The organism is Limimaricola variabilis (assembly GCF_014195545.1).
GTDB classification, from domain to species: Bacteria; Pseudomonadota; Alphaproteobacteria; order Rhodobacterales; family Rhodobacteraceae; genus Limimaricola; species Limimaricola variabilis.
Genome location: NZ_JACIBX010000011.1, coordinates 62,100 through 86,779 on the forward strand (window position 1 = coordinate 62,100; position 24,680 = coordinate 86,779).

The 24,680-nt window shown below is 69.8% G+C and carries 29 protein-coding genes; 15 read left to right on the forward strand and 14 right to left on the reverse strand.

Annotated features, from left to right (window positions below):
* Positions 1 to 5 precede the first annotated feature (5 nt).
* Positions 6 to 563, forward strand: coding sequence for a TlpA family protein disulfide reductase (locus FHS00_RS13645; protein WP_183474643.1), 558 nt, complete (start codon positions 6 to 8; stop codon positions 561 to 563).
* A 75-nt stretch (positions 564 to 638) separates the two neighbouring features.
* Here the strand turns inward: FHS00_RS13645 and FHS00_RS13650 are convergent, their stop codons facing one another.
* Positions 639 to 1,199: a YqgE/AlgH family protein gene (locus FHS00_RS13650; protein ID WP_183474644.1), complete on the reverse strand. Its 561-nt coding sequence runs from the start codon at positions 1,197 to 1,199 to the stop codon at positions 639 to 641.
* A 114-nt stretch (positions 1,200 to 1,313) separates the two neighbouring features.
* On the opposite strand from FHS00_RS13650, the gene FHS00_RS13655 reads away from it, so the two are divergent.
* Positions 1,314 to 2,120: a protein-disulfide reductase DsbD domain-containing protein gene (locus tag FHS00_RS13655; RefSeq protein WP_183474645.1), complete on the forward strand. Its 807-nt coding sequence runs from the start codon at positions 1,314 to 1,316 to the stop codon at positions 2,118 to 2,120.
* Here FHS00_RS13655 and moaB read toward each other — a convergent pair whose 3' ends face one another.
* The 6 genes from moaB to ubiA form a co-directional block, all read right to left on the reverse strand.
* On the reverse strand, positions 2,121 to 2,648 hold the full coding sequence (moaB, locus tag FHS00_RS13660; RefSeq protein ID WP_183474682.1) for a molybdenum cofactor biosynthesis protein B: 528 nt from the start codon (positions 2,646 to 2,648) through the stop codon (positions 2,121 to 2,123). It lies immediately after the preceding gene.
* A 2-nt stretch (positions 2,649 to 2,650) separates the two neighbouring features.
* Entirely contained in the window at positions 2,651 to 3,271 is a 621-nt protein-coding gene (locus FHS00_RS13665) for a LysE family translocator (RefSeq protein WP_183474646.1), read from the reverse strand.
* Positions 3,268 to 4,062 (reverse strand): uracil-DNA glycosylase, encoded by a 795-nt coding sequence (locus FHS00_RS13670; RefSeq protein WP_183474647.1) that lies wholly within the window; start codon positions 4,060 to 4,062, stop codon positions 3,268 to 3,270. The genes FHS00_RS13665 and FHS00_RS13670 overlap by 4 nt, the downstream gene beginning before the upstream one ends.
* A gap of 102 nt (positions 4,063 to 4,164) precedes the next feature.
* Positions 4,165 to 4,491, reverse strand: coding sequence for a hypothetical protein (locus FHS00_RS13675; protein WP_183474648.1), 327 nt, complete (start codon positions 4,489 to 4,491; stop codon positions 4,165 to 4,167).
* Between the two features lie 10 nt (positions 4,492 to 4,501).
* Positions 4,502 to 6,478, reverse strand: coding sequence for an OmpA family protein (locus FHS00_RS13680; protein WP_183474649.1), 1,977 nt, complete (start codon positions 6,476 to 6,478; stop codon positions 4,502 to 4,504).
* Between the two features lie 59 nt (positions 6,479 to 6,537).
* Positions 6,538 to 7,506 carry a 4-hydroxybenzoate octaprenyltransferase gene (gene ubiA, locus FHS00_RS13685; RefSeq protein WP_183474650.1) on the reverse strand — a complete coding sequence of 323 codons (969 nt, stop codon included), beginning with the start codon at positions 7,504 to 7,506 and terminating at the stop codon, positions 6,538 to 6,540.
* Positions 7,507 to 7,518: 12 nt separating this feature from the next.
* Here ubiA and FHS00_RS13690 point away from each other — a divergent pair, with 12 nt between their 5' ends.
* The 3 genes from FHS00_RS13690 to FHS00_RS13700 all read left to right on the forward strand — a co-directional run bounded on the left by FHS00_RS13690 (position 7,519) and on the right by FHS00_RS13700 (position 10,297).
* On the forward strand, positions 7,519 to 8,238 hold the full coding sequence (locus FHS00_RS13690) for a 16S rRNA (uracil(1498)-N(3))-methyltransferase (RefSeq protein WP_183474651.1): 720 nt from the start codon (positions 7,519 to 7,521) through the stop codon (positions 8,236 to 8,238).
* A 57-nt stretch (positions 8,239 to 8,295) separates the two neighbouring features.
* Entirely contained in the window at positions 8,296 to 8,811 is a 516-nt protein-coding gene (locus FHS00_RS13695) for a hypothetical protein (protein ID WP_183474652.1), read from the forward strand.
* Between the two features lie 115 nt (positions 8,812 to 8,926).
* On the forward strand, positions 8,927 to 10,297 hold the full coding sequence (locus FHS00_RS13700; protein WP_183474653.1) for a glutamate--cysteine ligase: 1,371 nt from the start codon (positions 8,927 to 8,929) through the stop codon (positions 10,295 to 10,297).
* 13 nt (positions 10,298 to 10,310) lie between these two features.
* On the opposite strand, the gene FHS00_RS13705 is transcribed toward FHS00_RS13700, so the two are convergent.
* The 5 genes from FHS00_RS13705 to FHS00_RS13725 all read right to left on the reverse strand — a co-directional run bounded on the left by FHS00_RS13705 (position 10,311) and on the right by FHS00_RS13725 (position 14,609).
* The gene (locus FHS00_RS13705; protein WP_183474654.1) at positions 10,311 to 10,616 is read right to left on the reverse strand and encodes an NINE protein; all 306 of its coding nucleotides are present in this window, start codon (positions 10,614 to 10,616) and stop codon (positions 10,311 to 10,313) included.
* Positions 10,617 to 10,720: 104 nt separating this feature from the next.
* On the reverse strand, positions 10,721 to 11,326 hold the full coding sequence (gene plsY, locus FHS00_RS13710; RefSeq protein ID WP_183474655.1) for a glycerol-3-phosphate 1-O-acyltransferase PlsY: 606 nt from the start codon (positions 11,324 to 11,326) through the stop codon (positions 10,721 to 10,723).
* Positions 11,326 to 12,600: a dihydroorotase gene (pyrC, locus tag FHS00_RS13715; RefSeq protein ID WP_183474656.1), complete on the reverse strand. Its 1,275-nt coding sequence runs from the start codon at positions 12,598 to 12,600 to the stop codon at positions 11,326 to 11,328. Before pyrC ends, plsY begins: the two co-directional genes overlap by 1 nt.
* A complete protein-coding gene (locus FHS00_RS13720; RefSeq protein ID WP_183474657.1) occupies positions 12,597 to 13,553 on the reverse strand; it encodes an aspartate carbamoyltransferase catalytic subunit in 957 nt (318 codons plus the stop codon). Before FHS00_RS13720 ends, pyrC begins: the two co-directional genes overlap by 4 nt.
* A gap of 108 nt (positions 13,554 to 13,661) precedes the next feature.
* Complete coding sequence (locus FHS00_RS13725) at positions 13,662 to 14,609, reverse strand: L-threonylcarbamoyladenylate synthase (RefSeq protein WP_183474658.1); 948 nt, start codon at positions 14,607 to 14,609, stop codon at positions 13,662 to 13,664.
* Positions 14,610 to 14,708: 99 nt separating this feature from the next.
* Here FHS00_RS13725 and FHS00_RS13730 point away from each other — a divergent pair, with 99 nt between their 5' ends.
* The 5 genes from FHS00_RS13730 to FHS00_RS13750 all read left to right on the forward strand — a co-directional run bounded on the left by FHS00_RS13730 (position 14,709) and on the right by FHS00_RS13750 (position 19,697).
* Positions 14,709 to 16,406 (forward strand): acyl-CoA dehydrogenase family protein, encoded by a 1,698-nt coding sequence (locus tag FHS00_RS13730; RefSeq protein ID WP_183474659.1) that lies wholly within the window; start codon positions 14,709 to 14,711, stop codon positions 16,404 to 16,406.
* A gap of 54 nt (positions 16,407 to 16,460) precedes the next feature.
* Positions 16,461 to 17,483 carry an MBL fold metallo-hydrolase gene (locus tag FHS00_RS13735; RefSeq protein WP_246391333.1) on the forward strand — a complete coding sequence of 341 codons (1,023 nt, stop codon included), beginning with the start codon at positions 16,461 to 16,463 and terminating at the stop codon, positions 17,481 to 17,483.
* Positions 17,480 to 18,442 (forward strand): N-acetyl-D-Glu racemase DgcA, encoded by a 963-nt coding sequence (gene dgcA / locus FHS00_RS13740; RefSeq protein WP_183474661.1) that lies wholly within the window; start codon positions 17,480 to 17,482, stop codon positions 18,440 to 18,442. Before FHS00_RS13735 ends, dgcA begins: the two co-directional genes overlap by 4 nt.
* A gap of 62 nt (positions 18,443 to 18,504) precedes the next feature.
* Positions 18,505 to 19,365, forward strand: coding sequence for a D-amino-acid transaminase (locus FHS00_RS13745; protein ID WP_183474662.1), 861 nt, complete (start codon positions 18,505 to 18,507; stop codon positions 19,363 to 19,365).
* A gap of 17 nt (positions 19,366 to 19,382) precedes the next feature.
* Entirely contained in the window at positions 19,383 to 19,697 is a 315-nt protein-coding gene (locus FHS00_RS13750) for a DnaJ family domain-containing protein (protein ID WP_183474663.1), read from the forward strand.
* Between the two features lie 4 nt (positions 19,698 to 19,701).
* Here the strand turns inward: FHS00_RS13750 and FHS00_RS13755 are convergent, their stop codons facing one another.
* Both FHS00_RS13755 and FHS00_RS13760 read right to left on the reverse strand, forming a co-directional pair.
* Complete coding sequence (locus tag FHS00_RS13755) at positions 19,702 to 20,022, reverse strand: DUF1244 domain-containing protein (RefSeq protein ID WP_183474683.1); 321 nt, start codon at positions 20,020 to 20,022, stop codon at positions 19,702 to 19,704.
* Positions 20,023 to 20,043: 21 nt separating this feature from the next.
* Entirely contained in the window at positions 20,044 to 20,787 is a 744-nt protein-coding gene (locus FHS00_RS13760) for an N-formylglutamate amidohydrolase (protein ID WP_183474664.1), read from the reverse strand.
* A 169-nt stretch (positions 20,788 to 20,956) separates the two neighbouring features.
* Between FHS00_RS13760 and pyk the strand changes: the two genes are divergently transcribed.
* The 5 genes from pyk (at position 20,957) to FHS00_RS13785 (ending at position 24,680) form a co-directional block, all read left to right on the forward strand.
* Complete coding sequence (pyk, locus tag FHS00_RS13765; RefSeq protein ID WP_183474665.1) at positions 20,957 to 22,402, forward strand: pyruvate kinase; 1,446 nt, start codon at positions 20,957 to 20,959, stop codon at positions 22,400 to 22,402.
* Between the two features lie 129 nt (positions 22,403 to 22,531).
* Positions 22,532 to 22,732 (forward strand): 50S ribosomal protein L35, encoded by a 201-nt coding sequence (gene rpmI / locus FHS00_RS13770; protein WP_183474666.1) that lies wholly within the window; start codon positions 22,532 to 22,534, stop codon positions 22,730 to 22,732.
* Between the two features lie 12 nt (positions 22,733 to 22,744).
* A complete protein-coding gene (gene rplT, locus FHS00_RS13775; protein WP_183474667.1) occupies positions 22,745 to 23,107 on the forward strand; it encodes a 50S ribosomal protein L20 in 363 nt (120 codons plus the stop codon).
* A gap of 107 nt (positions 23,108 to 23,214) precedes the next feature.
* Positions 23,215 to 24,273, forward strand: coding sequence for a phenylalanine--tRNA ligase subunit alpha (pheS, locus tag FHS00_RS13780; RefSeq protein WP_183474668.1), 1,059 nt, complete (start codon positions 23,215 to 23,217; stop codon positions 24,271 to 24,273).
* A gap of 5 nt (positions 24,274 to 24,278) precedes the next feature.
* Positions 24,279 to 24,680 (forward strand): hypothetical protein, encoded by a 402-nt coding sequence (locus tag FHS00_RS13785; RefSeq protein ID WP_183474669.1) that lies wholly within the window; start codon positions 24,279 to 24,281, stop codon positions 24,678 to 24,680.

Here is a 24,680-nt window from a genome sequence, read left to right on the forward strand (position 1 = left end):
GTCACATGCGCAGCGTCATCATCCTCGGTCTTTACATGGCGGCCACGGGCCTTGCAAACGCCGGTCCCGCCGAGATCGAAGCGCTGCGCGAGGGCGACATGCGCAAGCTCGCGGTGCATGCCGAGCCGCGGGCCGGCTCCGAGGTGCCGTTCGAGAGCGCCGAGGGCGGCGAGATCACGCTCGGGGCCTTTGCGGGCAAGCCGGTCCTGGTCAATTTCTGGGCCACCTGGTGCGCGCCCTGCCGCGAGGAGATGCCGCAGCTCGCTGCCCTCCAAGAAACGCTGGGCGGGCCGGAATTCGAGGTGGTCACCATCGCCACGGGCCGCAACGAGCCGGCCGCAATGGAGCGGTTCCTGTCCGAGATCGGCGCCGAGGATTTGCCGCGCCACCGCGACCCGCGTCAGTCGCTGGCCCGGGACATGGGCGTGCTGGGCCTGCCGGTGACGCTGATCCTCGATGCCGAGGGCCGCGAGATCGCGCGGCTTCAGGGCGAGGCCGACTGGTCCTCAGACAGCGCGCGGGCGATCCTCGAGGCGGTAATCGCGGGCGAATACGACAGCTGAGGTCACCCTCCGCCGCGATGGCGGACTCCGCAAATTCGCAGGAGTTTTCAGGGGGCGCCTGCCGCGCCCCGCTATTCAGGCGGTGCCCGAGGTGGGCGACAGGCTCAGCGGGTCGATGCCTAGGCCCTTGAGCGCCGCGGACCACTTGTGCTCGTTGGCGCGGCCGAAGACCACGGCGTGCTGCGCCTCGCCGATCAGCCAGCCATTCTGCGCCAGCTCGTCCTCGAGCTGGCCCGGCCCCCAGCCGGCATAGCCCAGCGCCAGCAGCGAGAATTTCGGCCCGCGCCCATGCGCGATCTCCTCGAGCACGTCGAGCGTCGCGGTCATCGCCGTGCTCTCGTCGACCTGCAGCGTGCCCTGATCCGAGGCGTAGTCGGTCGTGTGCAGCACGAAGCCTCGGCTTTCCTCCACCGGGCCGCCGACATGCACGCGAATGTCGCGGATGCCGGGATCGGCGGTGATCTCGAGCTGTTCGAGCAGGTCCGAGAACCGCACCTCGGTCGCGGGCTTGTTGACGATCAGTCCCATCGCCCCCTCCTCGGAATGGGCGCAGATGAAGATCACCGCGTGGTCGAAGCGCGGGTCACCCATGCCGGGCATCGCGATGAGGAGCTTGCCGCTCAGGTCGGGGTTCATGGCTTCCATCCCCCGATGATGTGATGCGCGGGGCACACGATCAAGGGGCGGGATGCGGCGCTCTCGCGCCGACGTGACTTTCCTTCGTGCGGGCGCGGGGTCATCACTGCGGTCATGACACGCCCCTTCTTCCTCGCGCCGCTGCTCCTCGCCCTCGGATCGCTGCTGCCCGCCGCCGCCCCCGCCGGGCCGGTCGACGACATCGTGCGGCTCGACCTGCTGCCCGGCTGGCGCGATGCGGACGGCACCCAGTTTGCTGGCTTCCGGATCACCCTCGCCGAAGGGTGGAAGACCTATTGGCGCGCCCCGGGCGAGGCGGGCATCCCGCCTCTGGTTGACTGGCAGGGCTCGCGCAATGTCGCGGGCGCCGCCTTCCACTGGCCGGTGCCCGAGATCTTCCATGTCGGTGGTTTCGAGACCTACGGCTATTCCGATCAGGTGGTGCTGCCGGTCGAGATCGCGCCCGCCCGTGCGGGTGCCCCCGTGCGGATCGAGGGGGTGCTTGAACTGGGCGTCTGCCAGGATGTCTGCGTGCCGGTCGCGCTCGACTTCGCCGCGGATCTGCCGATGAGCGAGACGCGTGACCCGGCGCTGGCGCTGGCGCTGGCGGACCGGGCGATGACGCCCGAGGAGGCCGGGCTCGGCACGGCGCGCTGCACGGTCGGCCCCGCTGCCAAGGGCATCGCCCTGCGGGCCGAGATCCCCGCCATGCCCGGTGCGCGCGCGGTAGTCGTCGAGACCGGCGATCCGGCGCTGTGGGCCGCCCCGGTGAAGATGCGCCGTGCGGGCGACGAGATCAGCGCCGAGACCCGGATCGAGCATGTCGGAAAGGGGCCGGTCGCGCTCGACCGCTCGGCGCTGGTGATCACGGTGATCGGCGACGGCGAGGCGGTCGAGTTCAGGGGCTGTCCCCCGGCCTGATCACTTGCGCCGGAGATGCTCGTCGAGCCGGGGCAGGATTTCCACGAAGTTGCAGGGCTTGTGACGATAGTCGAGTTGGCGGACGAGGATCTCGTCCCAGGCGTCGCGGCAGGCGCCGGGGCTGCCGGGCAGGGCAAAGAGATAGGTCCCGTTCGCGACGCCGCCGGTGGCCCGGCTCTGCACGGCAGAGGTGCCGATCTTGTTCATCGAGATGATGGTGAAGACCGTGCCGAAGGCGTCGATCTCCTTCTCGTAGACGTCGCGATGCGCCTCGACCGTCACGTCGCGCCCGGTCAGGCCGGTGCCACCGGTCGAGATCACCACGTCGATGCCGGGATCGGCGCACCAGTTCCTCAGGCGCTCCGCGATCGCCGCGCGGTCGTCGCGCAGCAGGTCACGGGCGGCGAGCAGGTGCCCCGCCGCTTCGATCCGCTCGACCAGCGTGTCGCCGGACCTGTCCTCGGATGCGTCCCGCGTGTCGCTGACGGTGAGAACGGCGATCCGCACCGGGATGAAATCGCGCGCCATGTTCATGCCCGCGACATCGCCGCGAGACGCAGCGCCAGCCCGGCAAAGATCGTGGCCGAGATCCGGCCGAGCCAGCGGTTGAATCCGGCCGAGCCGGCGAGGCGCCGCCCGACGCCACCGGCGAACACGCCCACCGCGCCGTTGACCACCAGCCCGCCCAGCGAGAGCACCGCGCCGAGGGCCAGAAACTGGGGCAGAACCGGGCGGGCAGGATCGGTGAATTGCGGCAGGAAGGCCAGCACGAACAGGATCACCTTGGGATTGGTGAGGTTGACGACGAGGCCCTGCCGGAAGGCACGCGACGGACGAATTGCGGGCAATTCCTCGGGCGCGGCGCCGCCGCCGCGCAGCGCGGTCGCGGCCAGCCAGAGCAGGTAGCCGACACCGATCCAGCGGATCGCGTCGAAGAGCCATGGCAGTGCCGCGACGGTGGCGCCGAGGCCGAGACCCGCCAGCGTCACGTGGCCCATCACCGCCAGCGCGATCCCGGCATCGGCGGCGAGCGCAGCGCGCGGGCCACCGCGCAGGCCCTGGCCGAGGCAGAACATCATGTCCGCGCCCGGCGTCAGGTTGAGCGCGAGCGCCGCCGGCAGGAAGGCAAGCAGCACAAGGGGGTCGATCATGTCCGGGCTCCGTCGAGGCGCGTCTTGAGCGCGAGTAGGTCAGCCCAAGCCTCGCGCTTGGCCGCAGGGTTGGCGATGAGATGTGCGGGCGAAAAGATCGGCAGCGCCGGTCGGCCCATGAGGTCGCCCCAGCGCCCGCGCAGGCGATGCAGCCCGCCACCCTTCATCAGCGCGGCGCAGGCGACGGAGCCCATCACCACCAGGATCTCCGGGTCGGCCAGCTCGACATGCCGGTCGAGAAAGGGGCGCATCATCGCGAGATCGCCCGGATCGGGGGCGCGGTCGCCCGGCACGCGCCAGGGCAGCACCGGCACCATGTGGACCGCGCGCTCCATATCCGGCGCATCTACCGACAGACCGATCGCGGCGAGCATTTGTTCGAGAAGCCGCCCGGCAGGTCCCGCTACCGGCGTGCCGGCGCGATCCTCATCGCGGCGCGGCGGGTCGAGCAGCAGCGTCACCCGCGCACCGGCGCGGCCGCCCGAGAAGACGAAGCTGCGGGCGCCACGGCGCAGGTCGCAATGTTCGAACCGTTCCATTGCCGCGGCGAGCGCGTCGAGATCGGGCGCGGCCCGGGCGGCTTCGGTGGCCAGCGCCACCGGATCGGGTTCCTCGATGCGGACCGGGGCAGAGGCCGCCGTCGCGGCGCCCGGGGTCGGCGCCACCGCCGGCCGGGCATCGGTCAACGTGTAGCGGTCGAGCGGCGCGTCGAGAATCGCCTCGTCCGCGCCGATCTCGATCTGCCAGTCGAGCAGCGCCCGCGCGCGCCAGTAGTCCAATGCCGATTCCATAGGGCGCAGGCTATGCCGGATCGCGCCGGGATGGCAGGGGGCGAATGCGGGGCGAGGGGGAGGTCACCCCTTCGATCATGCACCGGTCTGCGGGGCCGCGGCTCAGCCGACGTTGTGCCGCTCGATCCAGCCGCGCAGATCCTCGGCCTCGTGACGGGCCTCGCGCAGCGCCTCCATGGCGGCGCGCAGCTCTGCCTCGGACTGCTTGAGCTGGCCGGTCAGCTCGGCCTCGCGCTCCTCGAGATAGGCGATCGCCTGATCGCGGGTCTCCTCGGCCTCGTGCAGCGCCTGCGCCATGCGGTCCAGCTCGCCGATATCGGCGCGGGTGACGCGGGTGAAGCGGTTCACCAGCCAGCTGGCGAACCAGCCGAGGGCGAAAGCGGCAAAAAGAATGACCGCCGTGGCGATGATGAACTCGGTTCTGTTCACGTTCCCGTCCCTAGTCGTCTGAATCGTCTGTGGGGCGCGCGCGCGGCCCGAAGGCCGGACGCTCCATCGCCTGCGGCGCGTCGGCGTCGATGCTCTGCGCCTCCTGCACCGGGGCCGCCTGTGCGTCTTCGCCGGCCTCTTCGCCATCCTCGGTCGTGGCTTCGGCCATGGTGGCGGCCTGCGCACCGCTGAGCCGGAACTCGATCCGGCGGTTGGCCTCGCGGCCATCGGCGGTGTCGTTATCGGCGATCGGGTCGGCCTCGCCATAGCCCTTGGCGGTGAAGCCCGCCACCGGCACGCGGGCGCGGCGCAGCGCCTCGACCACGGCGTCGGCGCGCTTCTGGCTGAGCGCGAGGTTCATCTCGTCGCGGCCCTGGCTGTCGGTGTAGCCCGCCACCTCGATCTCGAGCTCCGGGCAGCGGCGCACGATCTCGGCGATGTCGTCGACCACGGGGCGCGCCTCGGCGGTGATGGTGGCCGAGCCGGGATCGAAGGTGATCTTGGTGTCGGCCGTGACATAGGCAATCTGGCGCAGGCATTCCTCGGGGCTGGGCAGGCCCGCGATCGGGTCGAGCCGCTCCTCATAGGCGACTTCGATGTCGAAATCGGCGCCGCGGCCCAGCTTGTCGGCCAGCAGCCCGGCGATGTCGGCGCGTGCGGTCTTGCTGCCGGTGCGCCCGGTGATGGCGAGCGTATCGGGGCCGACATCGAGCTCGCCCACGGCGAGCATCGACAGCGCCTCCAGCCCGGCCAGCACCCGCATCGACCAGTCGCCCGGCAGGCCGCCGGTAACCCGGGTCGCCAGCGTCAGGTCGTCACCGCCGAAGCGGGCGCGGGCGAAATTCTCGACCGTGGTGGCGGCCAGCTGGTCGGGCAGCCGTCCAGCGAGACGCAGTTCGCCCGCCTCGGCCAGTCTCGCGGTGAATTCGGGCGCGCCCTCGGGCCGCGCCTCGGGGGCCTCGGGCAGCACCGCCTCGAGTGCGAAGAGATCGGGCAGGTCGTTCTCCAGCCGGCCCGCGACCCGGTCGAACAGCGCGGGGTCGGTGCCCTGCGCCGCGATCAGGGCGACATCGGCGTCCGAGAAGGTGACGCTGCCGCCGCCCAGCTCGGCCAGCGCCGCGACGCCGGTCGCGACTGCCTCGCCCCATTGGCCCGACGGCACTCCGAGCCCCAGCGTGCAGTCGACGTCATCGCCGGCCCCGGCCTCGGTGGCGGCGCGGATGATCGTGGCCATCGCCTCCGGCGTGTCGGCCGAGCAGGCCTCAAAGCGCGGGCCCTGCTCGTCGATCACGAAGCGCGTGGCAAAGGGGGTGATGACCGGGCGCGGGGCGCTGATCCGGAGCGCGAGACGAACAGTGTCCGGCTTGAGCCGGGTCAGATCTGCTTCCAGCTTGCGCTGCGCCTCGGGGCTGTCGGAGATCGCCTCGACCCGGACCCGGCCCGGCCGGACCGAAAGCTTGGAGCGCGGCAGCGTCTCCAGCGCCCGTCCGGCATAGCGCAGAGCCGAGGCCCAGTGTTCCGGCACCGGGTGGTCGGCGACGTCGAGCAGGTCGCTCACCGGCAGGCCGTCGGCGGCACGCTCCATCTGGGCGATCAGCGCGGCGCGGTCGGTCGCCGCCGGGATCAGGCCGATCAGCGACACGCCGCTGTCGTTGCGCAGGATCTCGATCGCGAAATCGGGCGGCGGCGGGGTCTCGGCCTCGACCACCTGCATGTTGTCGATCACCCGGCTCGCATCGACGATGGCGCCGGCCGCCGAGATCGCGCGGAAGCGCATCGCCTCGGTCGGGGCGGCGCCTTCGAGGATCACCTGCAGCCCGTCGCCCTGAACGCTGGCCCAGTCATGTCCCTGCGCGGCCAATGCGGCGCGCACCTCGCCCACCGAGACGTCCTCGACCACGGCGACGGCGGTACGTGCGGCAATGACCGAAACCCCGCCGGCGAGGGCGAAGGCGGTCAGGGCGGCGGCGAGTGGCGGCAGGCGCATCCGGGGCTCCGGGCTTGTTGCGACCCGCGCCTTCTAGGGCGCGGGGCAGCCCAGATCAATCACAGCGCCAAGGCCACGGCGGAAAACAGCACGGGAAGAAGCCCCGCGTCGCGGTTCGAGCGGAACAGCCGCAGCAGCCCGGCATTGTCGGACGGGTCGAAACGCGTCAGCTGCCAGGCCATGTGCCAGCCCATCGCCCAGGGCCCGCCCAGCGCCACGACCAGCGACAGAACCGAACGGTCGCGCGCGGCCAGCAGCACCGCGAGCCCCATCAGCAGCACGGTCGCCACCAGAAACCCGCGCAGCCAGACCTTGGAGCGGTCGCCGAACAACCGGGCGGTGGATTTCACGCCGATCAGCGCGTCGTCCTCGGCGTCCTGATGGGCATAGATCGTGTCGTAGAACAGCGTCCAGGCGATGCCCGATAGGTAGAGCACCAGCGGCGCCCAGGACAGCGACCCCGCCAATGCCGCCCAGGCCAGCAGGGCGCCCCAGTTGAAGGCGAGGCCGAGAAAGACTTGCGGCCACCAGGTGAAGCGCTTGGCGAAGGGGTAGATCGCCACCGGGATCAGCGAGGCGACACCGAGCCAGATCGCGGCCCAGTCGAAGGTGAGCAGGATGATCAGCGAAATCAGCGATTGCGTCGCCATCCAGATCAGCGCCTGCACCACCCGCACCTGTCCAGACGGGATGGGCCGCGAGCGGGTGCGCGCGACCGAGCCGTCGATATGCCGGTCGGTCACGTCGTTCCAGGTGCAGCCCGCCCCGCGCATCAGGAACGCCCCCAGGGCACAGCCGATGGCGATCCAGGCGCCCTCGAGGCCGAAGTGCCCGGTGGAAAGCGCCGCCAGCAGCAGCCCCCACCAGCAGGGCAGCAGCAACAGCCATGTGCCGATCGGGCGGTCGGCGCGGCTCAGCCGCAGATAGGGGCGGGTGGGGCGCGGCGCGAGGCGATCCACCCAGTTGCCCGCCACCGCGTCAGCGACGCTGCCCTCTTCGGCCTCTGGCATCCGTTCCGCCGCTTTCATATGGTCCGCCCCATGGCATCCAAGGTCCGGCTGTTTCTAGATCACCCTCTGGCCGAAGGGCAAACCGTTCCGCTCGAGGCGGCGCAGGCGCATTACCTTTCCGGGGTGATGCGGCTTGGCCCCGGGGCCGTCATTTCGGTCTTCGACGGCCGTTCGGGCGAGTTCGACGCCTCCATCGCGCAGGCGAGCAAGCGGGGCGGCACGCTGGAGATCGGCGCGCAGACCCGCCCCTTGCAGCCGCCGCCCGATCTGTGGCTGTGCTTCGCGCCGATCAAGAAGGCGCGTACCGATTTCATCGTCGAGAAGGCCGCCGAGATGGGCGCCGCGCGGATCGTCCCCGTCTTGACCGAGTTCACCAATTCCGAGCGCGTGCGCGTCGACCGGCTGCGGGCCCATGCCATCGAGGCCGCCGAGCAATGCGGCGGCACCTATGTGCCGCAGGTGGCCGAGCCGGTGAAGCTGGCAAAGCTGCTCGACGGTTGGCCCGAAGAGCGCAGCCTGATGTTCTGTGACGAGACGCTGGTGGGCAAAACTGGAAGGCTGCCGGACACGCCGGGGCCTTGGGCGGTGCTGATCGGGCCCGAGGGCGGGTTCTCGGACAAGGAGCGAGCGCGGCTGCGCGGGCTCGATCATGCCCATCCGGTGAGCCTTGGCCCGCGCATCCTGCGCGCCGATACGGCGGCGGTTGCGGCACTGACGCTGTGGCAGACGACGCTCGGGGACTGGCGGTGAGCTGTCCTGCGTTTCCGTGGCCGGACGCGACCAAGGCCAGCAAGGTCGAGCGCTGCGATGGCTGAGTTGCTGCGCCCTGAGGCGCGCGCGGCGCTGTGGCGCGGGCGCGAGGTGATCGCCGGGATCGGCGTGGCGGCGCTCGGCTTGTGGTGGGCGCTCACCAGCTTCGGCATCCTGCAATGGCTGGGCTGGGGTCTGGTCGCGCTGGGCGCGGGGCTCGTCGTGGGCGGCGTGCAGCGCTGGCGATTCCGACAGGAGGGGCAGGGGCCCGGCATCCTGAAGATCGACGAAGGCCGCGTAGCCTATATGGGGCCGCTGACCGGCGGCACGGTCGATCTCGACGCGGTGCGGCGGCTCAGGCTCGACCGGCGCGGCACCCCGGCGCACTGGCTGCTGGAAACCGGCTCCGAGGTGCTGGCGATCCCGGTAACCGCAGAGGGCGCGGAGGCGCTGTTCGACGCCTTCTCCGCGCTGCCGGGGCTGAAGCGCGGACCGATGATCGAGCTGCTCAACGGCGAGGCCCGCGACGTCGTCACTGTCTGGACCCGGCCTGCGCGGCTCGCGCCGGTCTGACGGCAAGGTGCGGCGGCGCGCAGGCCCCGCGCGCGAAACCGCACCGCCCGACCATTGACTTGGGCGCCCATGCGCGACACCTGTAGCCCCGCCTTGCACGATAGGAGCCACGCCCATGTCCATCCCCCAGTCCGGCGGCGGGCCGATCGAGCATCACTCCCAGCTCGCCGAATACCTGGCCTCCGGCTGCAAGCCCGAGGCCGATTGGCGCATCGGCACCGAGCACGAGAAGTTCGGCTATTGCCGCGACACGCAGCTGCCGCTGCCCTATGAGGGGCCGCGTTCGATCCGCGCCATGCTCGAAGGGCTGCGCGACCGCTTCGGCTGGTCGCCGGTCGAGGAGCAGGGCAAGCTGATCGGGCTGGAGCGCGACGGCGCCAATATCAGCCTCGAGCCGGGCGGGCAGTTCGAGCTGTCGGGCGCGCCGCTGGAGACGATCCACCAGACCTGCGACGAGGTGAACAGCCATCTCGCCGAGGTGAAGGAAGTCGCCGACGAGATCGGTGTGGGCTTCATCGGGCTCGGCGCCGCGCCGGAATGGACGCAGGACCAGATGCCGATGATGCCCAAGGGGCGCTACCGGCTGATGACCGACTACATGGACCGGGTCGGCACCCACGGGAAACAGATGATGTACCGCACCTGCACGGTGCAGGTGAATCTCGACTTCTCCTCCGAGGCCGACATGGTCAAGAAGCTGCGCGTCGCGTTGGCGCTGCAGCCGGTGGCCACCGCGCTCTTCGCCAACTCGCCCTTCTTCGAGGGCAAGCCCAACGGCATGCAATCCTGGCGCTCGCGGATCTGGCGGGGCCTCGACGATTCGCGCACCGGCATGCTGCCCTTCGCCTTCGAGGAAGGCATGGGGTTCGAGCGCTACGTCGACTGGGTGCTCGATGTGCCGATGTACTTCGTCTATCGCGACGGGAAATACATCGACGCGCTGGGCCAGTCCTTCCGCGATTTCCTCAAGGGCAAACTGCCGGCGCTGCCGGGCGAGAAGCCGACTCTGTCGGACTGGGCCGACCACCTGACCACGGTCTTCCCCGAGGCGCGGGTCAAGAAGTTCATAGAGATGCGCGGCGCCGATGGCGGCCCGTGGCGTAGGCTTTGTGCGCTGCCCGCCTTCTGGGTCGGCCTGACCTATGATGCGGGCGCGCTCGACGCCGCTTGGGACATGGTGAAGGGCTGGGACGCCGAGACCCGCGAGGCGCTGCGCGTGGCGGCCTCCGAGCAGGGGCTGCAGGCGCGGGTCGGCGATTTGTCGATGCACGAACTGGCGCGCCAGGCGGTGGAGATCGCCGAGACGGGGCTCAAGGCGCGCGCCCGGCCGGGAGATGGCGGGCTGGTGCCCGACGAGACCCATTTCCTCGCCGCGCTCAAGGAAAGCGTCGAGACCGGCCGCACCCCGGCCGACGAGCTGCTGGCCGAGTATCATGGCGAGTGGAACGGCGATCTGAGCCGGATCTACGCGGCGCACTCGTACTGAGGCGCTGCCGCCTTCAGCTCAGCGCCGGGAAGCCATGCGCCCTGGCGCGGCTTTCGATCGCGCGGCGCTGCGCGAGGGCGGCGTTGTGTTGGCGGATCATCGCGGGAATGCGCGGCAGGTCGATCATGAGCCACGCCAGGCAGACCAGAAGCCCTGCGATGGTGACCGCCAGCAACAGCATCATCGTCGCGCTGCCACGACGGCCCATGTAGAAGCGATGCGCCCCGAAGGGGCCGAGGAACAGGGCGAGGAGCAGCGCCGTCGAGAGGCTCTTGCGGCCCTCCATCGGCGTCTCCGGCTGTCGCGGCGTCTCGGTCATGTCGGGGCCGCTCCGGCGTTCAGGGTCGTGCCGCACCTCTCCCGCGCGGTGCCGGGACCATCGCCGTTTCGGTGCGTCGATGCAATCGACTGCTCGGAAACAGGCTATTTCGCGCCGATCCGTGGCTCGGTCCCGGCCCTGAGCCGCGCGATGTTGGCGGCGTGACGGGCATAAAGGATCGCCGCGAGCACGACCGCCAGAAGCACGATCCGTCCCTCGCCGAGCAGCAGCGCCCAGGCCGGCGCCAGCCCGGCGGCGAGCAGCGCGGCGAGCGAGGAATAGCGGAAGGCGAAGGCTGCGACGAGCCAGGTGGCGCAGGCCGCGAGGCCCACCGGCCAGCTCAGCGCGATCAGCAGTCCGAGGATCGTCGCGACGCCCTTGCCGCCGCGAAAACGCAGCCAGACCGGGTAGCAATGCCCGGCGAAGGCGGCGGCGCCGGCGATCTGCGCGGCATCCTCCGCAGCGAAGATCCGCGCCAGGATGACCGCGGCGATGGCCTTGCCCGCATCGAGCAGCAGCGTCGCGAGCGCCGCCCCCTTGGAGCCGGTGCGCAGCACGTTGGTCGCGCCGATATTGCCCGAGCCGATGGCCCGCACGTCACCCAGACCCATTGCCCGCGTGACCACGAGGCCGAACGGGATCGAGCCCAGCAGGTAGCCGATGACAGCCCAGAGAATCAGCAGGGCGGTCGGGCTTTCCATCAAGGGCATCAGCGGGTCTCCGTTACGCTCCGACCTGCCACCCAGGTCCCGAGCACCCTGCCTTCGAGCCGGGCGCCATCAAAGGGGGTGTTGCGCGATTTCGAGCGCAGTGTGGCTCGATCGAGCACGAATGGGGCGTCGGGGTCGAACCAGACCAGATCGGCGGGGGCGCCCTTGGCCAGCCGGCCGGTCTCGAGGCCGAGCCGCTTGGAGGGGTTGAGCGACAGCGCCCGGAACAGCCCCGGCAGATCGATCACGCCGCCATGCACCAGCCGCATCGAGGCGGGCAGAAGCGTCTCCAACCCGACCGCGCCGGAGGCCGCTTCCTCGAAGGGCAGGCGCTTCGATTCCTCGTCCTGCGGGGTGTGCATCGAACACAGGATGTCGATCAGCCCCGAGGCCAGCGCTTCGCCCACCGCGACCCGGTCCTCCTCGGCCCGCAGCGGCGGCTTGAGCTTGAAGAAGCTGCGGTAGTCGGCGACGTCGAACTCGTTGAGCGTCAGGTGATGCACCGAGACGCCCGCCGTGATGTCGAGCCCGTTGTTCTTGGCGCGCTCCAGCGCGGGCAGGGCGCGGGCGGTGGTGATCTGATCGGCGTGGTAGCGCGCGCGCGTCATCTCCAGCAGCGCGATGTCGCGGTCGAGCGCCATACGCTCGGCCATCGGCGACACGCCCGGCAGGCCGCGCAGCGAGGCGAACTTGCCCGAGGTCACGACGGCGCCGTTCGACAGGCCCGGCTCCTGCACATGCGCCATCACCAGCGCGCCGAGCGAGCGGGCATAGGTCAGGGCGCGCGAGAACACCTTGGTGTCGGTGACGACCCGGTCGCAATCGGTGAAGGCCACCGCGCCGGCATCCTTGAGGAAACCGATCTCGGTCATCTCGCGGCCCTCGCGGCCCTTGGTGAGCGCGGCCATCGGCAGCACCCGGACCGGGCTGTCCTCGCGGGCGCGGCGCACGACGAATTCGAGCGTCTCGGGCGTGTCGATCGCGGGCAGGGTGTCGGGGCGGGTGACGATCGTGGTGACGCCGCCCGCCGCCGCCGCGCGGCCTGCGGAGGCAAAGCTCTCCTTGTGGCGCTCGCCGGGCTCCGAGACCTTCACCCCGAGATCGACGATGCCCGGCGCGAGGCAGTGGCCGCGGCAGTCGATCACCTCGGCCGCCTGCGGAAGATCGCCGCTCTCGATGACCGCCTTGATGCGGCCCGCCTCGACCAGAAGGGCGCCGCGCGTCTCGCCGCGCTCGGGATCGATCAGCCGTGCATTGGTGAATAGGGTGCTCATGCCATCACCCCGGTCTGGTCTCGGGCCGCGCGCATGTTGCGCGCCAGCAGGTCCATCGCGGCCATGCGCACCGCGACGCCCATCTCCACCTGCTCCTGGATCACGCTTCGATTGATGTCGTCGGCGATGGTGCCGTCGATCTCGACGCCTCGGTTCATCGGGCCGGGATGCATCACGATGGCGTCGGGCTTGGCGTGCGCGAGCTTCGCCGCGTCCAGCCCGTAGCGATGGAAATACTCGCGCTCGGAGGGGATGAAGCCGCCATCCATTCGCTCCTTCTGGAGCCTCAGCATCATCACCACGTCGACGTCCTTGAGGCCCTCCTCCATGTCGTCGAAGACCTCAACGCCGAACTCGGCCACGCCCGACGGCATCAGGGTGGGGGGCGCGATGAGCCGGATGCGGTTCTCCATCTTGCCCAAGAGCATGATGTTCGAGCGCGCGACGCGGCTATGGGCGATGTCGCCGCAGATCGCGATCGAAAGCCGGTGCAGCCGCCCCTTGGCGCGGCGAATGGTCAGCGCGTCGAGGAGCGCCTGCGTCGGATGCTCGTGCCGCCCGTCGCCCGCGTTCAGCACCGCGCAGTTCACCTTCTGGGCCAGAAGGTCGACGGCGCCGGAATTGGGATGGCGCACCACCAGCAGGTCGGGGCGCATCGCGTTGAGCGTCAGCGCGGTGTCGATCAGCGTCTCGCCCTTCTTCAGCGAGCTGGCCTGCATTGCCATGTTCATCACGTCGGCGCCGAGCCGCTTGCCGGCGATCTCGAAGCTCGCCTGTGTCCGGGTCGAGTTCTCAAAGAACATGTTGATCTGGGTGAGACCGGCCAGCACGTCGCGCGGGGCGCGGCCGTGGCGGTTCAGCTCGGCATAGCGCTGGGCGGTGTCGAGAAGCTCGGTGATCTCCGTCGGGTGCAGGGGTTCGATCCCCAGGAGATGACGGGCACGGAAGGTCATGGGCGGGCTCCGGGATGCTGCGCGCGCCTTATAGGGGGCCTGCGCGGTTCGGGTAAAGCGGCCGCGCCGGAACCCATCGGAGGGTCCCGAAACTCCTTTGGGAGTTCGTCACCCACGCGGGGCGGCGGCGCGCCTCAGGCGGTCGTTGATCGCCCGGCCCAGCCCGTGATCGGGGATCGGTGCCACGGCGATCCGTTCGGCCCCCATCGCGTCGAGCTGGTGCAGGCAGTCGAACAGGTTGGCCGCGGCCTCGACCAGATCGCCCGAGCGCGACAGGTTCATGTCCGCGCCCAGAGGGCCGAAGCCGAGATAGGTCTCGCCCGGTTCCGTCTCGGTGGCATCGAGCCGCACGACACCCTTGGGGGCGTAATGCGAGGCCAGCTGGCCCGGCGCGCTGGGCGCGGTGGCGGACTTGGGCGGCGGCGGGGCCAGCGGTTTGCCGAGGCAGTCCTCGATCGCCTCGGCCGGAAGCCCGCCCGCGCGCAGCAGCGCCGGGGTCACGCCGGTGCAGTCGATGATGGTCGATTCCACGCCGACGCCGCAGGGGCCGCCGTCGAGCACCGCCTCGATCCGTCCCGCCAGCCCCGCCAGCACATGGCTCGCGGTGGTGGGGCTGACCCGGCCCGAAGGGTTGGCCGAAGGCGCCGCGATCGGCAGCGCGGTCTCGCGCAAGAGCGCCTGCGCCAGCGGGTGATCGGGCACGCGCACGGCGAGCGTGTCGAGCCCCGCCGTCACCAGCTTGGAGATCCCGGCATAGGGACGGATCGGCAGCACCAGCGTCATCGCACCGGGCCAGAAGGTCGAGGCCAGCCGCTGCGCCGTGTCGTCCATGACGCAATAGGCCTCGACCGCCTCGGCGTCGGGCAGGTGCACGATCAGCGGATTGAAGCTCGGCCGCCCCTTGGCCTCGAAGATCCGGGCCACCGCCGCGTCGTCGGTCGCGTCGCCGCCGAGGCCGTAGACGGTCTCGGTCGGAAAGGAGACGAGCCCGCCCCGGCGCAGCATCTCGGCGGCGCGTTTCAGGCCGGTCTCGTCGGGATCGAGGTGTCGGGTCATGACGTGGCGTCCGGGCTTGCGAGGTCGGGGGGCGCCGTATCAGGCTGTGTCTCGGCGGCGTCCGGGCTCCGGAATGCCATGCCCCGGAGGAGACCCGCAATGCCCTTTAACGCCCCCGTCGAGGATTTCCGCTTCATTCTGGAGCGTGTCATCGGCTTTTCCGACATCGCCGCGACCGTGCGGCATGCCGAAATGACCCCCGATGTCACGGACGCGATCCTGACCGAGGGTGGGCGGATGTGCGACGGCGTTCTCGCCCCGCTCAACCGGGCGGGCGACCTGCAGCCGGCACGGCTGGAGAACGGGGTGGTGCGGACCTCGCCCGGCTATGCCGAGGGTTATCGTGCGATCGCGGAGGGCGGCTGGGTCGGCATGGCGGCGACCCCCGAGCATGGCGGCATGGGGCTGCCGATGACGCTCGTGACCTGCATCAACGAGATGATGGGCGGCGCCTGCCTGGCGCTGCAGCTCAACCCGCTGATGACCCAGGCCGAAATCGAGGCGCTGGAGCGGCATGCCAGCCCCGATCTGCAGAAGCTCTATCTGCCGAAGCTGATCTCGGGCGAATGGTGCGGCACGATGAACCTCACCGAGCCGCAGGCCGGCTCGGATGTGGGCGCGCTGAAGACCAAGGCCGAGCCCGATGGCGAAGGGACCTACCGGATCACCGGTCAGAAGATCTACATCACCTGGGCCGACAACGACTTCTCGGACAACGTCGTTCACATGGTGCTGGCACGGCTGCCCGGCGCGGCCGAAGGCACCAAGGGCATCTCGCTGTTCCTCGTCCCCAAGCTCATCCCCGATGCGGAGGGAAAGCCCGGCCAAGCCAACTCCCTGCGGGTGGTCAGCCTCGAGCACAAGCTGGGCATTCACGGCTCGCCGACCGCGGTCATGGAGTATGACGGCGCGACCGGCTGGCTGGTGGGTGAGCCGCATGGCGGCATGGCGGCGATGTTCACCATGATGAACAACGCCCGCCTCGGCGTCGGCTCCCAGGCCGTGGGCGTGGCCGAGGCCGCGACGCAGGCGGCTTTGGCCTATGCGCAGGAGCGCCGTCAGGGCCGGGCCGGGGGGTCGGGCGCGATCGTCGAGCATGCCGATGTGCGCGCCATGCTGGCCCGGATGCGGGCCGAAACCTTCGCTGCTCGCGCGATCACGCTGGCCTGCGCCAAGGCGATCGACCTCGGCCGCGAGGGCGACGGGGCGGCACGGGCCCGGGCTGCGTTGCTAACCCCGATCGCCAAGGCCTTCGGCACCGAGACCGGCATCAACGTCGCCGATCTGGGCATCCAGGTTCATGGCGGCATGGGCTATATCGAGGAGACCGGCGCCGCCCAGTTCCTGCGCGATGCCCGGATCACTGCGATCTACGAAGGCACCAATGGCATTCAGGCGATGGATCTCGTGGGCCGCAAGATGATGGATGGCGGCGCCGCGGCCTATGCCCTGATCGACGAGATCGAGGCCGACGCCAAGGCCGCGCGCGACGGGGTCGCCGAGCTGGCCGAGCCGGTCTGGCAGGCGGCCGAGGCGATGCGCGAGGCGACCGAATGGCTGCTGGAGCATGAGACGGCGGACCGCTTCGCCGGCGCAATGCCCTATCTGCGGGCCTTCGCCCGGCTCTTGGGGGCCTATTACCACCTGCGCGCGGCGCAGGCCGGGGTGGGGCGGCGCCGTCGCCTCGCGGCCTTCTACATCCGTCGGATGCTGCCCGAGCAGGCCGCGCATATTGCGGCGCTGCGGGCCGGACCCGAGAGCGTCATGGCCCTCGATGCCGGGGATCTCTCGGTCTGAGGCGGCTGGACGCGGCCGCATGGCTGCGTCATCAAGCCACGCATGACGAGAAACATGCCGCACGCACCCTTTTCCGAGCCCCCGGCGCCCGGCACCGCGATCGAGGTCGCGCCGGGCGTGCTGTGGATGCAGCTGCCGCTGCCGTGGGCGCTCAACCACGTCAACGCCTACGCGCTGGATGATGGCGACGGCTGGACCGTCGTCGATACCGGCCTCGACACCACCCGCATTCGCGCCGTCTGGGAGGAACTGTTGTCGGGGCCGCTGGGCGGCCGGCCGCTGCGCCGGGTCGTGGTCACCCATCACCATCCCGACCATGTCGGCCTCGCCGGCTGGCTCTGCGCGTCCTCCAGCGCCGAGTTGGTGATGCCGCGTACCGGCTACCTGCTGTCGCGGATGCTGCGCGCCGAGGAGCAGAGCCTGCCGCCGCGCGAGGTGGTGGCCTTCTGGCGCCGGGCCGGGATGGACCCCGAGCTGCTGTCGCAACGCCGAACCGAGCGGCCCTTCAACTTCACCGACTGGGTGGCGCCGCTGCCGCTCTCCTATACCCGTATCCGCGAGGGCGACGCGATCCGCATGGGGGGGCGCGACTGGACCATCCGCATGGGCGAGGGGCACGCCGCGGAACATGCGACCTTCTGGGAAGAAGGGGGCGATCTGGTGATCGGCGGCGACCAGCTGCTGCCCGGGATCAGTCCCAATCTGGGCGTGCAGCCGACCGAGCCCGAGAACGATCCCGTCACCGATTGGATCATCTCCTGCGATCGGCTGGCGGCCTACGCCCGCTCCGATCAGCTGGTCCTGCCGGGCCACAAGAAGCCCTATCGCGGCCTGCCCGAACGCCTCGCGCAGATGGCACAAGGGCATCGCGAGGCGCTGGATCGGCTGGAGGCCCATCTCGCCGTGCCGCGCCGCGGCGGCGACTGCTTCGCGCCGCTGTTCCGCCGCTCGGTGACGCGCGACAGCTACGGGCTGGCCTTGGCCGAGGCGCTGGGTCACTTGAACGCGCTGGTCGCGCAAGGCCGGGCCCGGCGCGAGATGGGTGATGACGGGGCGTGGCGCTGGAGGGCCGCATGATCGAGGTCTTCGAGGAAAGCTTCCCGCTCGCCCGCGCCTTCACCATCAGCCGCGGCAGCCGGACCGCCGCCCAGGTGCTGAGCGTGCGGATTTGCCGGGAGGGCCATGCAGGCCGGGGCGAATGTGTGCCCTACGCGCGTTACGGCGAAAGCCTCGCCAGCGTCCGGGCGCAGATCGAGGGCCTGCCGGAAGGCATTTCGCGGACCGAGCTGCAAGAGGCGCTGCCGCCGGGCGCGGCCCGCAACGCGGTGGATTGCGCGCTGTGGGATCTCGAGGCGAAGTCGGCCGGGGTGCCGGTCTGGCGGCTCGCCGGGCTGGCGTCGCCCGTGCCGCTGGTCACTGCCTACACGCTGTCGCTCGACAGCGCCGAGGCGATGGAGGCGCGGGCGCGCGAGGAGGCGCATCGGCCGATCCTGAAGATCAAGCTCGGCACACCCGACGACATGCCGCGGTTGGAAGCTGTGCGGCGCGGCGCGCTGGCATCGACGATCATCGTCGACGCCAATGAGGGGTGGAACGCCGCCATCTATGCCGACCTCGCGCCGCATCTGCTGCGCCTCGGCGTGGCCTTGGTCGAGCAGCCGCTCCCGGCGGGCGAGGACGACGCGCTGTTCGGCCTCGACCGTCCCGTGCCGGTCTGCGCTGACGAGAGCTGCCATGACCGCGCCTCCCTCGCCGGCATGGCGGGCAAGTACGACATGGCCAACGTCAAGCTCGACAAGACCGGCGGCCTGACCGAGGCCCTTGCCCTGCGCGCGGCGGCGCGAGCCGCCGGATTTGAGGTGATGGTCGGCTGCATGGTCGGCTCGTCGCTGGCCATGGCGCCGGCGCATCTGGTCGCTCAGGGGGCCGCGATGGTCGATCTCGACGGGCCGCTGCTGCTGGCGGCCGACCGCGATCCGCCGATGCGCTTCGACGCCGCCGGGCTGCACCCGGCCGAGGCGGCGCTCTGGGGCTGAGCCTCTGGCGCAAGGCTTCACCTTGCGGCAGAAGGGGGAGCGAGAGCCAACAGGAGAGCGCCATGACCCGCACCGTCTATGTCAACGGGGAGTATCTGCCCGAAACCGAGGCCAAGGTCTCGATCTTCGATCGCGGCTTCCTGATGGCCGACGGCGTCTACGAGGTCACCTCCGTGCTGGGCGGCAAGCTGATCGATTTCGAAGGACATTCGAAACGGCTCGAGCGCTCACTGTCCGAGCTGCAGATCCGCAAGCCGATGGAGAATGAGGCGCTCTTGGAGATCCACCGCGAACTGGTGGCGCGCAACGGCATCGAGGACGGGCTGATCTACATGCAGATCACCCGGGGCGCGCCGGGCGACCGCGATTTCGCCTTCCCGTCCGATGAGACCGAGCCGACCGTCGTGCTGTTCACCCAGTCCAAGCCCGGCCTCGCCGACAGCCCGGCCGCCAAGACCGGCATCAAGGTGATCTCGATCCCCGACATCCGCTGGGGCCGCCGCGACATCAAGACGGTGCAGCTGCTCTACCCGTCGATGGGCAAGATGATGGCCAAGGCGGCCGGAGCCGACGATGCGTGGATGGTCGAGGAGGGCGCGGTGACCGAAGGCACCTCGAACAATGCCTATATCGTCAAGGGCAGCACCATCATCACCCGCCAGCTCGGCAAAGAGATCCTGCATGGCATCACCCGGGCCGCCGTGCTGCGATTCGCCCGCGAGGCACAGATGAAGGTGGAGGAGCGCGCCTTCACCATCGAGGAGGCGCAGGCCGCCGACGAGGCCTTCGTCACCTCGGCCTCGACCTTCGTGATGCCGGTGGTCGAGATCGACGGCGCGAGCGTGGGCCAGGGCACGCCCGGCCCGGTCGCGACGCGGCTGCGCGAGATCTATCTCGAGGAAAGCCGCAAGGCCGGGCTCTGACGCCGGGAGAGATCTGCATGGACCATCCGCTGATCGACCTGATCGGGCAGGCCATCGCCAAGGCCGAGCGCGAGGGCGCCTTCGACAACCTGCCGGGCGCGGGCAAGCCGATCGCGGATCTTCATGCGCCCGGCGATGCCGTGCTCGACCGCCTGATGCGCGAATCGGGTGCCAAGCCCGAGGCGGTGACGCTGAAGGCGAAGATTGCCGAGACGAAGGCGCGGCTCGCCGGGCTGAGCGAGGAGACGGCGCGCCGCGAGGAAATGCGCCGTCTCGCCGATCTGGAAACGCGGCTCGCCATCGAGCTGGAGTCGATGCGCCGCTACGGCTGAGGGCTCAGCCCTCGCTCGCCTCGTGCTTCTGCGCCGCGTCGAATGCGGCGCGGGTCGCCTCCGTGGCCTCGGTCTGGTGCCGGTCGCGCCACTGGTCGTAGGGCATGCCGTAATAGGCCTCGCGCGCCTCGTCCTTGCTCATCTCGTGGCCTTTCTCGGCCGCCGCTTCCTGCATCCAGCGCGACAGGCAGTTGCGGCAGAAGCCCGCGAGATTCATCAGGTCGATGTTCTGCACATCCGGGCGCTCCTCCATCAGGTGCTTTTGCAGCCTGCGGAACGCCGCCGCCTCGATCTCGGTGCGCGTGGTCTCGTCGATCTCGTCCATCCGGCTCATCGCCGCTCTCCCTTACAGTCCCGTTTCGCGAAGTATGTCGCGCAGCATCGGCGCCAAGCGCTCGGCCCAGCCGATCTGGCCGTCCACTTCCTCGATCAGGTCGTTGCGCACCTCGATCAGCACGTTGGGACGGCCGTGGCGCAGCGCGTGGCGGTCGATGGAATCGCCTGGCAGGTGACCCGAATAGGGTTCGTTGTCGCCGACCACGAGCCCCTCCACCTCGCGCAGCCGGGCGATCAGCGGATTGGCCAGCCGCGAATCGAGGTGGCTGTGCAGGATCGCCGCGTGCCAGGGCCGGGGGCGGCGGCCGCGAAGCTGCGAGACATAGCTGTGGATCGCCACGATCACCGTGTCGTCCTGCCGCGCCGCCAGCTCGCCCAAGGCCGCGTGGTAGGGGCGGTGCAACCGGTCGAGCCGCCTTTCGGTCTCCTCCGGGCCGGCATGGCGGTTGGCCGGGATGATGGAGCCGTCATAGAGCTTCATCAGCAGGGTGGGGTCGTCCTCGCCGCGGTTGGGATCGATCACCAGCCGCGAGAATTTCGACAGGATCGCCGGCGCGTCGAGTCGTTCGGCCAGCGCCTCGGCCAGCCCGGCGGCGCCGACGTCCCAGGCGATGTGGCGCGCCATGTCGGATGAAGGCAGGCCGAGATCGCCGCCATTCACCCAATCGGGCACGTGATTGCTCGCGTGATCGCAGGTCACGAGGAAGCGCGAGCGGCGTTCCGCGCCGGTGATACGGTAGGCTTCCGAGGTCATGAGTTGTGGTGTTCTCCGCTGTCGTTGGCTCAAGTGTCGCACGGGCAGTTGTGAGGAAGCCGGAATTGCGCAATAACGGCGCCGAACCGGGCCTGGTAGCGGTAACGGACCGCCTATGCCCGACCGAACATCTACCGCGTCCATGGGGCCAGTCGAGAGGATCCACCTGATGAAGCGCCATCGCAATGTGAAAATCGTGGCAACGCTGGGGCCGGCGTCGAGCACCTACGAGGTGATCCGCGCCCTGGTCGAGGCTGGCGCGGACGTGTTCCGGCTCAACATGAGCCACGGTGCCCATGACGAGATCCGGGCCCGCCACGCGATCATCCGCCAGGTCGAGCAGGATCTCGACACGCCGATCGGCATCCTCGCCGACCTGCAGGGGCCGAAGCTGCGCGTCGGCACCTTCGCCAATGGCGAGGAAGAGCTGGCCGAGGGCGCGTCGTTCCGGCTCGATCTCGACGAGGCCGAGGGCGACGCCACCAGGGTGCGGCTGCCCCACAAGGAGATCTTCGACGCGCTCGAGCCGGGCGCCTCGCTGCTGGTCAACGACGGCAAGATCCGCCTGCGCGTCAAGGATTGCGGCGCCGATTACGCCGATTGCGAAGTCGTCGTCGGCGGCACCATCTCGAACCGCAAGGGCGTGAACGTGCCGGACGTGGTGCTGCCGCTGGCCGCGCTGTCCGAGAAGGATCGCAAGGATCTCGAATTCGTCTGCGAGCTGGGCGTCGACTGGCTGGCGCTGTCCTTCGTGCAGCGCCCCGCCGACGTCGAGGAAGCGCGCCAGCTCTGCAAGGGCCGCGCCGCGATCCTCTCGAAGATCGAAAAGCCCGCCGCCGTGAAGGCCTTCGACGAGATCCTCGCGGTCTCCGACGGCATCATGGTCGCGCGCGGCGATCTGGGCGTCGAGCTGCCGGTGCAGAACGTGCCGCCGATCCAGAAGCGCCTCGTGCGCCGCTGCCGCGCCGCCGCCAAGCCGGTGATCGTCGCGACCCAGATGCTCGAATCGATGATCGAGAGCCCGATGCCGACCCGCGCCGAGGTCTCGGACGTCGCCACCGCGATCTACGAGGGCGCCGACGCGATCATGCTGTCGGCCGAATCAGCGGCCGGGCAGTACCCGATCGAGGCGGTCGCCACGATGGACAACGTCGCCCACGAGGTGGAGAGCGACCCGACCTACCGCGAGGTGATCGACAGCTCGCGCAAGGTCGCGCACAACTCCGTCGCCGACGGCATCGTCGCCGCGGCGCGCGAGATCGCCGAGACCACCAACGTCAAGGCGATCTGCTGCTTCTCGCAATCGGGTACCACTGCCTCGCTGGTGGCGCGCGAGCGGCCGCGCGTGCCGATCCTGGCGCTGACCTCGATCCGCAACACCGCGCGGCGCCTGTGCCTGACCTGGGGCACCAACTGCGTCGTCACCGGCGAGGTCGACCGCTTCAAGATGGCGGTTGTCAACGCGGCGCGCTGTGCCCGCGAGCAGGGGCTGGCAACCGAGCAGGACATGATCGTCGTGACCGCGGGCGTGCCGTTCAACACGCCGGGCACCACCAACATCCTGCGCGTGGCACCCTGCTCCGAGCGGCTGATCTTCAACGCCGATCCCGAATGAGGGCAGGGGGCGCAGGCCCCCTTGCCATGAGCCCGCGTGCCGCCTATACGGCGCGCTCACCCCGTTCGTCCGGCCTTCTTGGCATGCCGAGGCGGACGGTCCCACCACCGTTCCGGAAGGGAGATGGAAATGCCCAAGATGAAGACGAAATCGAGCTGCAAAAAGCGGTTCAAGGTGACGGCCTCGGGCCGGATCAAGGCCGGTCAGGCGGGCAAGCGCCACGGCATGATCAAGCGCTCGAACAAGTTCATCCGTGACGCCCGTGGCACCACGATCCTCGCCAAGGCTGATGAGCAGATCATCAAGCCGATGATGCCCTACGCGCGCTAAGGAGGTCAGGACATGAGCCGCACCAAAGGTGGTACCGTTACCCATCGCCGTCACAAGAAGATCCTCGACCAGGCGAAAGGCTATTACGATCGCCGCTCGCGCACCTTCAAGGTTGCCAAGCAGGCCGTCGACAAGGCCAACCAGTACGCGACCCGCGACCGCAAGACCCGCAAGCGCAACTTCCGCGCCCTGTGGATCCAGCGGATCAACGCCGGCGTCCGTGCCCATGACGAGGCGATGACCTATTCGCGCTTCATCAACGGCCTGTCGCTCGCGGGCATCGAAGTGGACCGCAAGGTTCTCGCCGATCTCGCGGTGCACGAGCCCGAGGCGTTCGGCGCGATCGTCGACAAGGCGCGCGCCGCTCTGGCCTGAGGCCAAGCGACAGAGTGATTCGAAGCCGCGCCACCCGAAGGGGTCGCGCGGCTTCTTGCGTTTCGGGGCCGGGCTGCTAGTCCGGTCCGGCAGAAAAGGGTGACGACATGGACGATCTTCGAAACAGGTATCTGGAGCTGATCGCCGAGGCCGGCGACGAGGCGGGCATCGAGGATCTGCGCGTCCGCGCGCTGGGCAAGAAGGGCGAGATTTCCGGCCTGATGAAGACGCTGGGCGGCATGTCGCCCGAGGAGCGTCAGGAGAAGGGCCCCAAGCTCAACGCGCTCAAGAACGAGATCGCCGATGCATTGGCCGCGCGCAAGGCGTCGCTCGCCGATGCCGCGCTCGAGGCGCGGCTCAAGACCGAATGGCTCGACGTGACGCTGCCCGCGCGGCCCGCGCGCTCCGGCACGATCCATCCGGTGAGCCAGGTCACCGAGGAGTTGGTGGCGGTCTTTGCCGACATGGGCTTCGCCGTCGCCGAAGGGCCGCAGATCGAGAGCGACTGGTACAATTTCGACGCGCTCAACATCCCCGGCCATCACCCGGCCCGCGCCGAGATGGACACCTTCTACACCCACCGCGCCGAGGGCGATCACCGCCCGCCGCACGTGCTGCGCACCCACACCTCGCCGGTCCAGATCCGGTCGATGGAGGCCAATGGCGCGCCTATCCGCATCATCTGCCCGGGCCGCGTCTATCGCGCCGATTTCGACCAGACCCACACGCCGATGTTCCACCAGATCGAAGGCCTCGCCATCGGCACCGACATCACCATGGCGCATCTGAAATGGGTGCTGGAGGAAAGCCTCTCGGCCTTCTTCGGCACCAAGGTGAAGACCCGCTTCCGCGCCTCGCACTTCCCCTTCACCGAGCCCTCGGCCGAGGTCGACATCCAGTGCAGCTGGCAGGACGGTACCGTGAAGGTCGGCGAGGGCGACGACTGGCTCGAAGTGCTGGGCTCAGGCATGGTGCACCCGAAGGTGCTCAAGAACGCCAAGATCGACCCCGAGAAGTATCAGGGCTTCGCCTTCGGCATGGGCATCGATCGTCTTGCGATGCTGAAATACGGCATCCCCGACCTGCGCGCTTTCTTTGAGTCGGACCTGCGCTGGCTGAAGCATTACGGCTTCGCCGCGCTCGACGTGCCGACGTTGCGGGGGTGAGCCTCATGCGCATCCCCTTCCATGCGGCACTGGCCATCGCGGTGGCCGGACCGGTCGCGGCCGACGAGATGTGGATCTCCGACCTCGGCGCGCTTGCCTACGAGGCCGACGAGGGCGACACCGCCATCCTGTCCATTCCGACCGAGGATGCGGGGCAGGGCCGTCTCTACATCCCCGGCCTCGCCGGCAACTGGCAGCAGCGCGGCGTCCACGAGGCCTACTGGATCGCCGAAGGCGAGGGCTTCTGCGGCGCGACGCTGACGGGGCCCGACGGGTTCGGCTCCACCATGTGGGGCAATGCCGTGGTGGCTTTCGACAAGCCGGAATTTCCGACCGGCTTCACCGTGACGCTCGGCGATTGCATGAGCACACCGTTCCGCGCGCTGCGCGCTGATCTCGACCAGTAA

What these genes read in the sequence shown, in the direction of transcription:
- FHS00_RS13745 (WP_183474662.1), top strand. Translation starts at nt 18,505, where the DNA reads ATGACCCGCACCGTCTATGTCAACGGGGAGTATCTGCCCGAAACCGAG.
- dgcA (WP_183474661.1), top strand. Translation starts at nt 17,480, where the DNA reads ATGATCGAGGTCTTCGAGGAAAGCTTCCCGCTCGCCCGCGCCTTCACC.
- FHS00_RS13650 (WP_183474644.1), bottom strand. Translation starts at nt 1,199, where the DNA reads ATGAACCCCGACCTGAGCGGCAAGCTCCTCATCGCGATGCCCGGCATG.
- FHS00_RS13680 (WP_183474649.1), bottom strand. Translation starts at nt 6,478, where the DNA reads ATGCGCCTGCCGCCACTCGCCGCCGCCCTGACCGCCTTCGCCCTCGCC.
- ubiA (WP_183474650.1), bottom strand. Translation starts at nt 7,506, where the DNA reads ATGAAAGCGGCGGAACGGATGCCAGAGGCCGAAGAGGGCAGCGTCGCT.
- FHS00_RS13720 (WP_183474657.1), bottom strand. Translation starts at nt 13,553, where the DNA reads ATGACCTTCCGTGCCCGTCATCTCCTGGGGATCGAACCCCTGCACCCG.
- FHS00_RS13750 (WP_183474663.1), top strand. Translation starts at nt 19,383, where the DNA reads ATGGACCATCCGCTGATCGACCTGATCGGGCAGGCCATCGCCAAGGCC.
- FHS00_RS13665 (WP_183474646.1), bottom strand. Translation starts at nt 3,271, where the DNA reads ATGATCGACCCCCTTGTGCTGCTTGCCTTCCTGCCGGCGGCGCTCGCG.
- rpmI (WP_183474666.1), top strand. Translation starts at nt 22,532, where the DNA reads ATGCCCAAGATGAAGACGAAATCGAGCTGCAAAAAGCGGTTCAAGGTG.
- FHS00_RS13695 (WP_183474652.1), top strand. Translation starts at nt 8,296, where the DNA reads ATGGCTGAGTTGCTGCGCCCTGAGGCGCGCGCGGCGCTGTGGCGCGGG.
- FHS00_RS13670 (WP_183474647.1), bottom strand. Translation starts at nt 4,062, where the DNA reads ATGGAATCGGCATTGGACTACTGGCGCGCGCGGGCGCTGCTCGACTGG.
- plsY (WP_183474655.1), bottom strand. Translation starts at nt 11,326, where the DNA reads ATGCCCTTGATGGAAAGCCCGACCGCCCTGCTGATTCTCTGGGCTGTC.
- FHS00_RS13690 (WP_183474651.1), top strand. Translation starts at nt 7,519, where the DNA reads ATGGCATCCAAGGTCCGGCTGTTTCTAGATCACCCTCTGGCCGAAGGG.
- pyk (WP_183474665.1), top strand. Translation starts at nt 20,957, where the DNA reads ATGAAGCGCCATCGCAATGTGAAAATCGTGGCAACGCTGGGGCCGGCG.
- pheS (WP_183474668.1), top strand. Translation starts at nt 23,215, where the DNA reads ATGGACGATCTTCGAAACAGGTATCTGGAGCTGATCGCCGAGGCCGGC.
- FHS00_RS13655 (WP_183474645.1), top strand. Translation starts at nt 1,314, where the DNA reads ATGACACGCCCCTTCTTCCTCGCGCCGCTGCTCCTCGCCCTCGGATCG.
- FHS00_RS13760 (WP_183474664.1), bottom strand. Translation starts at nt 20,787, where the DNA reads ATGACCTCGGAAGCCTACCGTATCACCGGCGCGGAACGCCGCTCGCGC.
- FHS00_RS13705 (WP_183474654.1), bottom strand. Translation starts at nt 10,616, where the DNA reads ATGACCGAGACGCCGCGACAGCCGGAGACGCCGATGGAGGGCCGCAAG.
- FHS00_RS13755 (WP_183474683.1), bottom strand. Translation starts at nt 20,022, where the DNA reads ATGGACGAGATCGACGAGACCACGCGCACCGAGATCGAGGCGGCGGCG.
- FHS00_RS13645 (WP_183474643.1), top strand. Translation starts at nt 6, where the DNA reads ATGCGCAGCGTCATCATCCTCGGTCTTTACATGGCGGCCACGGGCCTT.
- FHS00_RS13785 (WP_183474669.1), top strand. Translation starts at nt 24,279, where the DNA reads ATGCGCATCCCCTTCCATGCGGCACTGGCCATCGCGGTGGCCGGACCG.
- FHS00_RS13725 (WP_183474658.1), bottom strand. Translation starts at nt 14,609, where the DNA reads ATGACCCGACACCTCGATCCCGACGAGACCGGCCTGAAACGCGCCGCC.
- moaB (WP_183474682.1), bottom strand. Translation starts at nt 2,648, where the DNA reads ATGGCGCGCGATTTCATCCCGGTGCGGATCGCCGTTCTCACCGTCAGC.
- FHS00_RS13730 (WP_183474659.1), top strand. Translation starts at nt 14,709, where the DNA reads ATGCCCTTTAACGCCCCCGTCGAGGATTTCCGCTTCATTCTGGAGCGT.
- pyrC (WP_183474656.1), bottom strand. Translation starts at nt 12,600, where the DNA reads ATGAGCACCCTATTCACCAATGCACGGCTGATCGATCCCGAGCGCGGC.
- FHS00_RS13735 (WP_246391333.1), top strand. Translation starts at nt 16,461, where the DNA reads ATGCCGCACGCACCCTTTTCCGAGCCCCCGGCGCCCGGCACCGCGATC.
- FHS00_RS13700 (WP_183474653.1), top strand. Translation starts at nt 8,927, where the DNA reads ATGTCCATCCCCCAGTCCGGCGGCGGGCCGATCGAGCATCACTCCCAG.
- rplT (WP_183474667.1), top strand. Translation starts at nt 22,745, where the DNA reads ATGAGCCGCACCAAAGGTGGTACCGTTACCCATCGCCGTCACAAGAAG.